Annotated in this window: 16 protein-coding genes and 1 pseudogene; 14 read left to right on the top strand and 3 right to left on the bottom strand. The window is 39.8% G+C overall.

The genetic code is table 11. From position 1 onward, the window contains the following. The first annotated feature begins 45 nt into the window (after window positions 1-45). The 10 genes from ACQ4LT_RS11990 to ACQ4LT_RS11945 all read left to right on the top strand — a co-directional run bounded on the left by ACQ4LT_RS11990 (window position 46) and on the right by ACQ4LT_RS11945 (window position 6,749). Window positions 46-777 carry an XAC2610-related protein gene (locus ACQ4LT_RS11990; RefSeq protein ID WP_445666292.1) on the top strand — a complete coding sequence of 244 codons (732 nt, stop codon included), beginning with the start codon at window positions 46-48 and terminating at the stop codon, window positions 775-777. Window positions 778-974: 197 nt separating this feature from the next. Continuing rightward, entirely contained in the window at window positions 975-2,210 is a 1,236-nt protein-coding gene (locus tag ACQ4LT_RS11985) for an InlB B-repeat-containing protein (RefSeq protein ID WP_445666291.1), read from the top strand. 229 nt (window positions 2,211-2,439) lie between these two features. Next, window positions 2,440-2,673, top strand: coding sequence for an addiction module protein (locus ACQ4LT_RS11980; RefSeq protein WP_445666290.1), 234 nt, complete (start codon window positions 2,440-2,442; stop codon window positions 2,671-2,673). Further along, entirely contained in the window at window positions 2,670-2,960 is a 291-nt protein-coding gene (locus ACQ4LT_RS11975) for a type II toxin-antitoxin system RelE/ParE family toxin (RefSeq protein WP_445666289.1), read from the top strand. The genes ACQ4LT_RS11980 and ACQ4LT_RS11975 overlap by 4 nt, the downstream gene beginning before the upstream one ends. A 166-nt stretch (window positions 2,961-3,126) precedes the next feature. After that, window positions 3,127-4,128, top strand: a complete 1,002-nt coding sequence (locus ACQ4LT_RS11970) for a peroxiredoxin family protein (protein WP_445666288.1) — start codon at window positions 3,127-3,129, stop codon at window positions 4,126-4,128. Window positions 4,129-4,288: 160 nt separating this feature from the next. After that, window positions 4,289-4,867, top strand: a complete 579-nt coding sequence (locus ACQ4LT_RS11965; protein ID WP_445666287.1) for a hypothetical protein — start codon at window positions 4,289-4,291, stop codon at window positions 4,865-4,867. A 6-nt stretch (window positions 4,868-4,873) separates the two neighbouring features. After that, window positions 4,874-5,722, top strand: coding sequence for a peroxiredoxin family protein (locus tag ACQ4LT_RS11960; RefSeq protein WP_445666286.1), 849 nt, complete (start codon window positions 4,874-4,876; stop codon window positions 5,720-5,722). A 426-nt stretch (window positions 5,723-6,148) separates the two neighbouring features. Continuing rightward, window positions 6,149-6,355 carry a MazE family transcriptional regulator gene (locus tag ACQ4LT_RS11955; protein WP_445666285.1) on the top strand — a complete coding sequence of 69 codons (207 nt, stop codon included), beginning with the start codon at window positions 6,149-6,151 and terminating at the stop codon, window positions 6,353-6,355. A 45-nt stretch (window positions 6,356-6,400) separates the two neighbouring features. Next, window positions 6,401-6,583, top strand: coding sequence for a hypothetical protein (locus tag ACQ4LT_RS11950; RefSeq protein ID WP_445666284.1), 183 nt, complete (start codon window positions 6,401-6,403; stop codon window positions 6,581-6,583). A gap of 10 nt (window positions 6,584-6,593) precedes the next feature. Then, window positions 6,594-6,749, top strand: coding sequence for a hypothetical protein (locus ACQ4LT_RS11945; protein WP_445666283.1), 156 nt, complete (start codon window positions 6,594-6,596; stop codon window positions 6,747-6,749). A gap of 276 nt (window positions 6,750-7,025) precedes the next feature. Here ACQ4LT_RS11945 and ACQ4LT_RS11940 read toward each other — a convergent pair whose 3' ends face one another. After that, the gene (locus tag ACQ4LT_RS11940) at window positions 7,026-8,051 is read right to left on the bottom strand and encodes an IS110 family transposase (RefSeq protein WP_445666365.1); all 1,026 of its coding nucleotides are present in this window, start codon (window positions 8,049-8,051) and stop codon (window positions 7,026-7,028) included. Between the two features lie 514 nt (window positions 8,052-8,565). Next, window positions 8,566-9,174 (bottom strand): hypothetical protein, encoded by a 609-nt coding sequence (locus ACQ4LT_RS11935; RefSeq protein WP_445666282.1) that lies wholly within the window; start codon window positions 9,172-9,174, stop codon window positions 8,566-8,568. Window positions 9,175-10,073: 899 nt separating this feature from the next. Here ACQ4LT_RS11935 and ACQ4LT_RS11930 point away from each other — a divergent pair. Both ACQ4LT_RS11930 and ACQ4LT_RS11925 read left to right on the top strand, forming a co-directional pair. Beyond that, window positions 10,074-10,313, top strand: coding sequence for a thioredoxin family protein (locus ACQ4LT_RS11930; RefSeq protein WP_445666281.1), 240 nt, complete (start codon window positions 10,074-10,076; stop codon window positions 10,311-10,313). Between the two features lie 216 nt (window positions 10,314-10,529). Next, on the top strand, window positions 10,530-10,949 hold the full coding sequence (locus tag ACQ4LT_RS11925; RefSeq protein ID WP_445666280.1) for a rhodanese-like domain-containing protein: 420 nt from the start codon (window positions 10,530-10,532) through the stop codon (window positions 10,947-10,949). 91 nt (window positions 10,950-11,040) lie between these two features. On the opposite strand, the pseudogene ACQ4LT_RS11920 reads toward ACQ4LT_RS11925, so the two are convergent. Then, window positions 11,041-11,418: pseudogene (locus tag ACQ4LT_RS11920) on the bottom strand (SDR family oxidoreductase); the annotation flags it as partial. A gap of 465 nt (window positions 11,419-11,883) precedes the next feature. Here ACQ4LT_RS11920 and ACQ4LT_RS11915 point away from each other — a divergent pair. Together ACQ4LT_RS11915 and ACQ4LT_RS11910 are read left to right on the top strand one after the other, a co-directional pair. Then, window positions 11,884-12,465, top strand: a complete 582-nt coding sequence (locus ACQ4LT_RS11915; protein ID WP_445666279.1) for a hypothetical protein — start codon at window positions 11,884-11,886, stop codon at window positions 12,463-12,465. 442 nt (window positions 12,466-12,907) lie between these two features. Next, entirely contained in the window at window positions 12,908-13,054 is a 147-nt protein-coding gene (locus ACQ4LT_RS11910; RefSeq protein WP_445666278.1) for a hypothetical protein, read from the top strand. The last annotated feature ends 127 nt before the right edge of the window (window positions 13,055-13,181 follow it).

The following is a 13,181-nucleotide window of genomic DNA, read 5'->3' as shown; positions in this document are numbered from 1 at the left end:
AGCTGTAGCGCAATGTCGTTAGGCTTCTTAATTCAAGATACTTCTATGAGAGTATTCCTTATTATTTGTTTCTTCTTTGGAATGATTGGAACTTGTTACTCACAAGAAACAAATCTTATATCTGAAGAAGATTCGGTTTTTGAACAAAACGGGTTACTGCACAGTATCCAAAAAGCAAAAGTTAGAATTAACTCTTCGCTACCTATTTATCGTATAGAATTTAAATCAGCTGAACTTCCCAAAGAAGAATTTCAGAGATCGAAAAAAGAAGCAGTATTTACGATTAACGTTTACAAGAATGATTCAAATGAATTAATTCAAACCATAAGTGATACACTTAAAGATAGAACTCCCCTATTGGGTACAATGAACTATAAACAAGAATTTCCAGACATAAATTTTGATGGGTACACGGATCTACCAGTTAAGGTACGTGGTGGTATGTCACGCAATAAAGTTTATGACTTTTGGCTTTTTGATAATGAAACCGGAAAGTTCGTTGTTAATCCAGAATTCACAGATTTAATAAATCCATTTATTAAATTAGAGGGAGAGGGAAATAAAATTGGTGTATTTGCAACATCTGGATGTAGTGGCCACCGATGTGGAACTTCCAAAGTTTTTAAAGTCAAGGGGGATAAACTACAACTAGTCGAAAGAGAAAGTACAAGTTTGGAAGAAATGAACTCAAATAATTATTTCATCACCGTCTATGAAGAACTTAGAAATGGGAAGTTAGATACAGTTAAAATAGATACCTCTAAGATCGAGGAGTAAAGAAGCCTAACACGCGCATTAAGCGGACGTGCCTCGCCCTATCCTGCCGATTTTTAGTTCCTCAATTTCTGTAGTACATTTTGTTTTTAATCAACATTGGCCTGCACGCAGCTTATGCGCAATGTCGTTAGGTTGCTTTGCTACTTAACTACGAGTACATTCAGAACGGGTACAAGTTCAAAACAAACAATATTCTTATGAGACCGCTATTATATCTTTCAATCTTTTTATTAAGCCTGTTCGCTATTTCTTGCAGTACAGGGAGTGATACCCAAATGTACGATGTTAATATATCCACCTCACCTTCTGAAGCTGGAACTGTATCACCAGCCGATACTTCTATTGAAGAAGGAACGCAATTTATTTTGCAAGCTGAGGCAAATAGTGAATACTTATTTAGTCATTGGAGCGGTGACGTTGATAGTACATCAGACAATCCATTGTCACTTACAATGGACCAAAACTATTCTCTGACTGCTAATTTCCTGAAGAAAAGTTATCAGCTGACGGTCAACAAAAATGGTGATGGATCAGTAAGTCAAGAAGTTGTGCAACAAAAAACAACTGAATATGAGCATGGTACTGTTGTTGAATTAAAAGCAACCCCAGGTACTGCCTATGAGTTTACCGAATGGACGGGTGATTTGAATTCTACTGATAATCCCAAAACAATAGTTGTGGATGAACCGAAAACAGTAACTGCTAATTTCTCGGTTAAAAACAATAAAGCCGCTTTTAAAGTTAATGTAGATTGGGAAGCAGTTAATCAATCAGCCCAAAAATATACTGCTAAAAGTTCAAGCTCTGCATCATCAATAACACACTTGGGAGCTCGGCTAGTTTATCCTAACCAAAATGCTGCATTTGTTCAATCAGTTGAAAAAGTTACTGCTGATAGTGCTGGTGTTATTACTATGGAAGTTCCTCCCGCTGATTCTGCAAGACTTATGGTTGCTGCAGTTCAATATGACGGTAGCAATAATAAATTGTTGAAAATGGGTGTTCTAGAAGATTTAACTATCCAATCTGGAGAAAGTTATGAGTGGGGTGTTAGCGATATAACTTGGTCTAATCCGTTTTGGAAACCTGCAGATAGCTTAGCCAATGATTATGAATCTGGTAGTTTCACAGTTAGTAAAGATAAAGAGGAATTTGAATTCTACTTTTTAGTCAAAGATCCATTTTATCCAAAAGCTGACCCTTCGCTTGACAATTATTTAATTCGGTTAAATGGTTATGGAGGTAATTCGGGATACGAAAATGGTTATCGAATTATGAGACAAATTGCTGAAAATCCTAATGTTGGGACTGCTAACTCAGAGCTATACGATAACTTTTATCCCTACTTAAAAAGTGAACTGTTTCAACTTCCAACTGAAGGAAGTCGATATGTTGTCTATGAGAAAGGTAGTTTTACAGTAAATTGGGAGTAACTTTAGTTAACAATTGGTCAGCAACCTAACCCGCGCATTAACTCGGACAGGCCTCGCCATCTCCTTGCCTCCCTTCCATTTATTAGTTAATCTTTCGTTTTGTAATTAATTCAGCACTGTTGCGCCTGCCGGTTATGCGCAATGTCGTTATACCCACTACAATAATTGACTTATTCTTCCAGTTCTCTATTGTTATACTTACATTTGAGTAAATTAAACCTTCATTGCTATGATTACCGATATTAAAGAAATTGAAAATTCTGCCCTGAATTTAAATAAGAAGGATAAGGCACGTTTAGCTGATAAATTATTGCAAAGCATCCATGGCAAAATTGATCCAGATATTGAGCAAGCTTGGATTAAAGAAGTTCAGAAAAGAAAAGAATCCCTCAAAGCTGGTGAATCTTCCCTGCATTCTTCATCAGAAGTATTAAGTGAAGCAAGAAAACGTATTCAAGAGTGACAATTAAATTTCATTCAGAAGCGCGAAAAGAATTTTTCAAGGCTGCTAATTATTACGAGGATCAAGTCGTTGGGCTGGGCGATATATTCATTGATGAAATTGAAAACGTATTAGAAGTGATTGAGCAATTTCCGTCATCAGGAACAAAGATTACACCTACCGAACGAAGGTTTTTAGTTTCTCGATTTCCCTATGGAATTGTATATACGGTTGAGGATGATCTTATCACGATATTTGCGATCATGAATCTAAGGCAAAAACCCGGTTACTGGAAACCTCGTACATGAGTCTCCGTGGGCATAACACGCGCATTAAGCGGACGTGCCTCGCCCTCTCCTGCTGATTTTTAGTTATTCAATTTCTGTAGTACATTTTGTTTTTAAATCAATGTTTGCCCGCACGCAGCTTATGCGCCGTGTCGTTAGGCTGTTTAAAAAACTAAATCATCAAGCTGTGAAATATTTTAAGCCTATTTTTTCTTTGTTAATACTGTTAACCTTCGCATCAAATATTATTGCTCAAAATACAACTGAAGTTGACTCGGCTTTTCAAGCAAGAGTAGATAGCGCTTATTCAAAGATTATACCCTTTAAAACAGATAGCTTACAAAAAGAATACGCAAAAGAGTTTTATCATTATCACTTAAATCATCCAAATACAGCAAATGGACAACTAGCTCTTAAAACAGCTATTGGAATGTGGGGGAATACTGGATCAATAAAAAGGATTGAGCAAGTGTTACCAACAATTGATAAAGATTCTGATCTTTGGTCAAAATTCATGTTAAGCGTTGGTAATGCTTATCGAATTAATCAGGAAAGAAATTGGAATGAGTATATAACATTGCTTAAGGAGCTTAAAAATCAACTCACTCATCCCGTCAGCAAGTCTTATGTACTGTTAGAGCTGGGCGAATATAATTTAACCGATAACAAGATTAATAAAGCTAAACTTCAGTTTCAGAAAGTGATAGAACTAGATGCTGATTCAATGTTAGTTTTAAAGGCATCAGGGAATTTGCAAGAGTTTAGCTCATTAAAAACCGGGATGGTTGCCCCAGATTTTACAGCTAAAACCATTTATGGCCAAACAATTAAACTTTCAGAAATAGATAGCAAAATCGTATTACTTGAATTTTGGGCAACTTGGTGCGGACCATGCTTGCCTGAGATTCCCCACCTGAAAAAGTTAAACAGCAGTTATAGTGATCAAGAATTGCAAATCATATCGGTTGCATTAGATAGTGATCTTGACAAACTTGATCAATTTGTAGAAGAACGCGAGATAAATTGGCCACAGATACAACAACCAAAAATGTGGAAGGGAAAAATTGCCAAGGCATATAGTGTTTTAGGCATACCAAGATCATTTTTAATTGATAATAAGGGCAATATTGTTGCCAAAGACTTGAGAGGCAATGAACTAAGAGAAAAGGTTTCTGAACTAATTGAATGATTTGTAAAGTTAACCAATGCATCAACTGGAAAGTAACTCATTGCCAGCTCCTTGTTTTGACTTAATGACGTTACCTCCTATAAACCAGTAACAGCCCGTACACCCGTAAATGCCATATTATTATGGTAGTTGAAAACCAAAAATAAAATCTAACAATATTATGAAGAAAGTACTCTACATTATATTTACAGTATTAGTTGTTTCTTGTTCGAATGGACAAATCGACCAAAAAGATCTTCAACCTGAAGTTGATGAAGTCGTTGATATTCGTATCAATGCTGACGGAGAAATCAGGTTCAATGGTAAGTTTATTGGTGAATCGGGCTTGAAAAGCCATATTGAAAGCTTAAATACATCTGAATCCACTCGAGCCAGACTTATTTTTGATGAAACCGTTTATAACCAAGTAATTTTTCATGCTCAAAAACAACTTTATACGAATCAAATCACGAACCTTAACACAAAAATGCTTAGTCCAGAAGAGTTCAAGGCATATCACCAAAACAAAATTCATATCGATGTCTTAAGTTCAGGAAAAATATTATTCAAGGGGCAAGAAATTTATCCCGCAGACCTCAAAACAACATTAGCAAATATTGAAATTAAACCTGAAACAGAATTTATAATTTCCGTTAGTGAAAAAACAACAGTAGGTCCTGTTTTTAAAACACAAAAATTGTTGGCCGACAACGGGCACCTGAAAATGACGTATGAGGACCTTTCAAAATATCATCATTAATTTGACATGAAGTTCCCTTCAGAAATAAATTTTTGTAAGTACTTTTTGCTAAGCTTTTTAGGCTTGTTTTTATTTGTCGGTTGTGGGGGCTCGGAAGACTCAAAATCAATCAAAGCTTTCAACAATCTTTACCGAGAATATAAAAAGGAGTTTGATGTTAGCACTGCGACTTCAAACACCAAGCTTGAAAAATGGATCGGTAATTTTTGGGAGCTACGGGAACAATTTCCAAACACATCAGGAGCAACAAGAGGAACAGTACAAGCTTATAAAATAGCTGTTGACCATAAAGACATCATTGCATTAGATACCTTGTTCCATAAAATATCTATCCAAGACGATGCCATGGCGGATATCTTGAGGTTTTTACCTTACACTCCTATCTATGAAAATGCCATACCCAAATTACGGCAAATCAGAAGAGAGTCAGATAATATTAATGTGCAAACTGTTGCTTTACTACAAAGCGCTATGGTTCATCAAACCCATCGCCGGTATGGCCAAGTAGCCGTAATATTAGACTCCCTGGCTGCCGAATTTAGCATTACTCGATCTCATCCGGAGTATGGAGATGAGATTGAAAAGCTCGAGAAAAACATGACGTCCTTTTCTATTGGGCAAAAGCTGCATAATTTTGAAACAACAACGATCGATGGGCGCCAGTTTAGTAGCAAAGATTTTAAGGGGAAGGTAACGTTAGTATACTTTTATAATACCGGATGTGGTACTTGTATTAAGATGATACCTAAATTGAATCAGTTATATAACAAATACAAAAGTTCTAATTTTGAAATTTTAGGAGTTTCTGCCGATGGACCCTATTTGGCTGAAAAAGAATTCCGAAATGAAATCTAACAACTCAATATAACATGGCCCCAGTCTTTGGAAATAGACCTATTTTATAAGTATAAAATAGGCAGAGTCTCAACGATATTTTTGATAAATAAAGATCAAGAGTTGGTTTTAACAGGTGAATCTGAAAATGTTACTCAAGCTATATCAGAACTGGAGGGATTATCACTTTATGATGCCGTTAAAAAACTATTGATCAAAAATTAAACAGCTAACCCGCGCATTAACGCGGACAGGCCTCGCCATCTCCTTGCCTCCCTTCTATTTATTAGTTAATCTTTTGTTTTAAAACTAATTCAACATCGTTGCGCCTGCCGATTATGCGCAATGTCGTTAGCCGTATTAAATATTTCCTTCTTATATACTTTTTTGCTTTTTATTTCGTATTCTTATGTTAATAACATAGTAAGAACATAAAGCAACAATATTATGATTAAGAAACTTCAAAAAATCGGCAACAGTCGTGGTGTCTTGCTCGAAAAAGCCCTGCTTAAGCTGTTGAAGGTAGAAGATGATGACCAAGTCGAAATCATCCCACAAGATGAAGGACTTTTGATTAAAAAAGTTGATGCAAAGTCTGCTTATCAAGAAGACAGTAAGAAGCATCGAAAATCCTTAGATAAACTGGGTGAATAATGAAAGAGCCTTCCTTTCTAACTATGGAAGACATTTTATTCATCCATGAGCAAGAGATTCAAAAAGCAGGTGGTGATCCAGGTATTCGGGAAGAACAAGACGTCCAAGCGTGCGCGGATGCTCCCAAGGCTAGTTTTTGACGGGGAATATCTGAATGACCTATTTGATAATAGCAGCCAGTTAGATCATTTGTTTAACAATCCGGCATCCATTCGTCGATGGAAATAAACGAACAGCTTTGGCCTCTGCCCTGACCTTTTTGTATCTCAATGGATATGAAGTTGAAGAATCCTATGAATTAGAACTTGCCGACTTGGTCTTGAACTTTTTATCAAAAGATATTTCTAAAGAGGAAGTAGCCGAACATCTAAAACAGAATTCGAAAGAAAGGTAGAAAATACGGCTAACCCCTTCAAAAAGGAAAATGTCAAGCAGATAGTCCTCACCTACCTTAGTATCGTATTACTCCAATAAATCCTTGGTTCAAACCTTTAGCTGGCAACCGGTTTCGGTGATCACGCTCGGACTGCCTGCTGGCGTCCAAACCCCTTTTCGGGCTTATCTTCTGCCAATGGGCAGAAGCTGCCTCGGTAATTACCGAGACTATCCCAGATCTTTAACCGGCCCACCAACCGATGTCCCAATCCCGCGCACGGGCTCAAAGTCCCTCTTAGGCGTTCGGGCTTATCGGTTGGGGCCAGCAGGTTTGCGAGGCGGCCCTTACCGGCTGCCCCTTAAATCCTTTATACTCTTCATTCTTGGTCAGCATATGCCAGACTCCTTTGGCCAGTTCCTTGGCGACCACGGCTCGGGCCACGGGCCGACCACTTCGACGCTTAATCTTGCGATAAAATTTCTTCACTACCTTATAATGGGTATAGGCAGAAACTGCTGCTTGTCGAAAAGCCGCCCGCAGGTACCTGTTCCCATCTTTGTTACCGGACTTATGCCGGTGGGATCCGCCACTGTCTTTGGCTCCTGGTACCAGCCGACAGTAGCTGGTAAATTGCCTGGCACTGGGAAATCGGGTGATGTCCCCGATCTCTGCCAAGATCGTCCAGGCACCAACCTTACCTAAACCGGGTACCGCCATGAGTCGCTCGGCCGCTTCTTCGAAGGGAACCTGCTGCTCGATTTCTTCTTCCAGCCGGTGAATATGTTTCTGCAGCTGGCTGATTTGCTCGAGCATTAGCTGGATCTGCAGATTCGCTGCTGGTGGCAGTTGTGGCTGGAGCCACTGCCCAAGTTTCTCCAACTCTCGCCACTGACTTCCGCTGATCTGCACGTTGTATTTGATGGCCTGGTTCCAAAGCGTGGACTGCAGTTTCCCCCGCCACTGGATCAGCCGAAGGCGCCCGCGGGTGAGTTCCCGAAGTTCTCGTCGGTCATGTTTAATTTGATAAGCCTCCGGAATGAGATCAGCCTTAAGCAACTCAGCCAGGGTTTTCGCATCTACTTTGTCGGTTTTTACCTTCGCATAGCTGATAGCCTTCACCATCTTCGAGTGGGCCAGCGTCAGCTCGATGTCGTTGTCCCGGCACCAGTCCGACAGCCAGTACCAAGAGCTTGTGCATTCGACCACAGTCTGGACCGGCGCTTCTAAATCATTGAAAAAATCTTCCAGTGATCTTGTGGCCGTCGGCAGTTTCGCCTCCCTTACCACCTTGCCATTGCCGTTAATCGCTACATTTACCATATTATTAGTGTGAAGATCTATCCCTACATAGGTCATGGAGTCCTCCTTGGATTAGTTACAGTTGATACTCTCTAATCTAAGTGAGGACTTCCTTTTTGGAAAGATCCCGCGCATTAACGCGGACAGGCCTCGCCTAGTAGTTCAAACATGCAATTATCTCATATTTATACCCACCTCTGTTACGATGCAATTGATATATGGTGACACGTTTGAGTTTACAGAGAGGATTACACCAGATAAAAAGAAAATTCGAATGTGATGCTTTCAGATAACCCAATCAACTCCATTTGTCAACCCCTGCCACTAGACCGAAAAAATGGCGTCCTTTTGGCAATTGAGATAAATCAATTCTTTAGGCTTTTCACGAAACATTCTATGGTTTTCAAGCTAGGGTCTGCCTGCCCAACAATGAACGGAATGAGGACAAATTAAGTCCAAAAAACCCGCAGCGGTTTTGACGACACTATGGGCTAACTATTTTTTTTGGGGGGAACATTTTTACATCCCTAAAGGATTAAAAAAAGTTTTTATACCTTTCAAATACGAGACCAAATACCTGGACCGTCATTTCTCTTCCATCTTCTCCAATGATACTAGGATATACCACGACCATGGTTTCATCAGTTCCCAGATCAATATTATTAAGAACCATATCTTCAACTTCAGGTATGAGAGCTGGGTCTAATGCAATAATAATAGGGTCCGTAGTTTGAATAAATGTGGATTTTGGTCTCCAGTCACTACTTGGAACCCACTCTGAACCCGGCATCCACAAGGAAGGAGGGATTTCTTCCGTTAATAATCCTGAAGAAAGTTCATCAGCCGATAATTCAACAGGTTCTGTCATGCTGCGATTGACAACCTCGCCGTTGTTTATCTGAAAGCCGTGGAGCACCACATCGAATTTAGAAAAGTCAGTCTGGGAAGGCCCCCCAATGTGCACGTTATCCTGAAAGTATTCCCAGGTAAAATCACTGGGCGTTTCGTTGATCATGGTACTCAACCCATCGGAAGGAGCCATCTGGAACTCCAGCGGTTCTGGGTCAGCACCTGTACCAGTATCACAAGAAATTAAAGAGAAAGCGATTATTATAGTGCATAATATGATTATCAGACGTCGCATAATTCCAAGAGTTTATTAACCTTGATGAAGTTTCACTTAGTAATATATGCGTGACAAAAAGTGGAATGGGGACAAATTCAAATATCCCGACATTCTAAGGGGTTACATGAAGACGCTTTTCAAATAAGATAGTAAAAGTAAGTGTAGCAACTTCACAACTACATCTTAATTGAATTGCCTCCTATTTACACTCACCTCTGCTACGGTAATAGGAGGTAACATATTTAAATTGAAGGGATCAGTTCTCGACAATTGAAGGTTTTGACAATATTCTAAGATAAGCCTACAGTATTAACCTAATTCTTTAGGATTTCTATATATAATCCCCCCGTATTTAACCAAAGTCTGCAAGCAATGTTATTTAAAAAATCGACCCTTCAGAAAAGCATACCCTATTATAAACCGCCCCACCCTTGGCTTCGAAAGGCAGGTTTTATTTTTATCCGAAACCTTTTAGCCTTGTCCAGAAATGATTTGGACTTTTTGATAAGCAACAAACTGGGGCAAATATAAAGCTCCTCACTATATGGAGATTGGGCACATGGAGCTTAACTCGAGGAGGTTGTCAATAACCTTCTGAAGGCATTCTATTATCTACATGTTATTGTTGTAGGCGGTACGAAAAAATGAACAACTAAGAAATTTCGATCCTAATCCCAATTTTATGAGGAAAATAGAACGTATTATTTGAGCGATTGCAGGTAGTTTTGTAACCATCAACATACCACGGGGCTATTTTGTGAGCCCTTACTGGTACCAGTTTGTGGGGCTAAACCTTTTACAATCATCCTTGGTGCCTGGCCGAAGAGATATTGAAGAAGTTCGGTATTTGGAATACCTTGCAAAAGAAAAAGAAGTCCTAAATCAGAATTTGAACATCAAATACAAAAGCTTTAAAAATGGAAGTACTTATTTTAGCAACCAAAGACTGTAATCATCGGCCGTTGGTGGAAGAGCGGCTTAAGAAGATGGGCATTTCGTACGAAGTTCGGTATGTGGATGAACATCCGAAACTGGTAGAAAAATATGAGGCCCATTCCTCACCAAACATTATCGTTGACGGAGAAGTCGTTTACCGTGGCGACTACGGTGATCCTATTCCGACAGAAGATGAATTGAAAAATTTATTTAATGCTTAACGTAATGTCATGTTAATTCCCCGCTGTTGGGTGAACTTTTGTGAGAGTTCCTTGTAACTTATCATATTCGTATAGAATTGCCATTAAACCTGACCGGTCGGCGATATTCAGCATTGACTAGATAGGAGTTTAAAAGTCAATATACAAAACAAAGACAAAATAGAATGGACAAAAAAACAACTGATAGAGCGTATTCCCAAAAGAGACGAAATGCAAATGACTCCCCAATACATACCGGATACGAAGGGACTGGTAGCAGTAGATATTACATGGGGCGAAATCCAGCCCATCCAGGTCGCCGATGGAATCCGTACCGTAGGTGAGCCAGAAGTAATAAAGCATCTTCAAAGCGGGCTTCCAGTGATTGACGTACGAGCTCCCGGTACCCGTGACGGCATACGAATCGCCGGTACAAATGAAATACCCATTTCAGATATTGTTGATCGGATGGATGAGCTGGACCGGTCAAAGCCCACTATTTTCTTCTGTAATGGGCCGCAGTGTCCACAATCGCAAAAGGCGATTAATCTGTTGCTCGAAGCAGGATATCCCGCTGAAAAGATGTGGTACTACCGCGGAGGCATGCATGATTGGATCACACTGGGACTCCCGGTTGTGAAAGAATACGTAGAATAGCGATTTAGGACGTGTTAGTACGCACTGAATCGTTACCTTAGCCAGAGTAATTGAATATTTTTTACTTTATACTTTAGGTAAACAAAATCAGTTATTGTGCGGTATAACCACCGTCTATGACCAACGCACTCCCGGTTACAAACTTTGATTCATCGGAAGACAGGTAAAGAATTTCATTGGCGATATCTTCCAGTTCGCCTACATGGCCAATTGGATGAGCCTCAGCAAGTTCTTCCCGGAATTTTTCAACTGTAACGCCTTCCTGTTCTTTAGCAACTCTCTCAACCAACAAAGTCCAGATGAACCCAGGGTGCACAGAGTTAACGCGGATGTTATCCTCGACATAAAATAGTGCATCATTTTTGCTCATAATATGAGCTGCTCCCTTAGATGCATGGTAAGGAGGTAGATCGGCTGCGTCTACTAATCCATAGATAGAGGATGAATTTATGATACCTCCGCCGCCCGCCCTTTCATAGTGGAATGGCATACTAAGCACACAGGAGTTCCAACTTTACCCACTTTGGTAGAGAATGCTATAACTGAAGGGAGAAGAATATTATCAAAGTCATCCAAAAGTATTTGGGGATACTCAGATGATCAGAAGGAATTAGCGAATTAAGTTGAAGTTTCAGAATTTTCTTTCATAAATCTTGAAATAGAGCAAATCCTGTATGTCCCAATATTATCGGATATTTAACTTGGATTATTCATCAAAAAATTTGGTTGATGGCGGGGAAGAGGGAAAATTAGATTACCACAATATATATTGTTTCTACTCCCACTGCCATTTAAATTGACAAATACATTAAAGGTTAAAACCATACAGATTCTTATGGCCGACTATCGGAACGTCTTACCTTCTCTATCTCGTGTAATATGACATGGAACTGAATTGATCAGATTTAAAACAATAATTCTGGGAGGATTTATTATGAAACGTTTTTACTCGTTAAGTCTTGTTGTGCTACTCGTTGCTCTAATTGCTGGCTGTGGATCCAATGACACTAAAAATAAAGAAACAACCAATGCTCAATCGGGTAATCAAAATACCCGAACAGAAACCCCGAATAAAGAGAATATGAGCACCGATTCGCTTGACCTTACACAACGCACGGGAATTCCTTTCCAAATAAGACAGCCCAGCCAAGACACCCTGCCCTTACTGGGAATTATGGCCAACCTAGAACAAAACATGGCTGTTGTTCAAGCAGGAATTTGGAGAGGGAACTACCAAGCCATTAACAAGGCCGCGAATGCCTTGGTCAATCACGCAAAAATTCCTAACCGGGAAGTTCAAAAAATACAGGCCATTCTCGGCAAGGAGGGGCTGAAAAAATTCGTAGCTGCCGACAAATACTGGCATAGCAAAGCGAAGGAACTTGCCCGAGCGGCCAACGAGAGAAAGATGGAACAAATTGTCAACCGGACGACCGAACTAATTCAGCGATGCGCCAGCTGTCATATGAAATACCGAGCACCTCTACGGGATAGCCCAAAATGGTTGGAACGTTGAATCAAAATTCAATTATGATTATGTGCCATTGAAGAAGCTGAATTCACAACTCCTCAAAAAAAGAGTGAGTTTGATGACTTTAATGCACAAAGAGATTGGGATTCCCAAAAAAATCACCGGCCCGTAACATATCCAGCAGCACACCCTCCCCCTTCAGGGTGTGAGATATTAATTTTACGTTTCCGCTCCCCCCATCCGTAGCATCGTTGACGAATCGCCCTGGTGATAAATAGTTTGTCCTTTTGAATAGTGATTAGCTGTAAATTTTTTATTCACGTCTCGAAGTTGCTCTTCGGTCAACGCTCGAAAAAAGGGACCATTGCCAGCTTCTCCAAGCGCAGGTCAATGGTGCAAATGGTGGCCCTCTAAAGACGGACTACTAAGCGGAGTTTCTCTTTTGTCAGACATAGTTTAACGCTGTTACAAATTTAACCTTCTAACCGTGTTTCCTATTTTTGAGGAGGCAGTAAATCCTCAAGAAAAAAGCAGAGAGTTCCGAGCATCCCGTCTTGGAGTAGATGGCATTCGTCTGGCTTCTGACGGTTTGGGCAATGATCCCCCTAACCTCGGAAATTTTTTTATTGCTTAATCTTTCATTTCGTAATCAATTCAACGTGGTTTTGCACGCCCCTTATGCGCAATAAGGTTAGGTGGCTCAGTCAAATCTTATCTTTAGGAATAGCGGACCTACTAAAAATTCTTATTTCATTTAGTAC

The sequence above is a fragment of the Fodinibius sp. AD559 genome (assembly GCF_052712805.1).
This window is presented reverse-complemented; position numbering and strand designations above follow the sequence as displayed.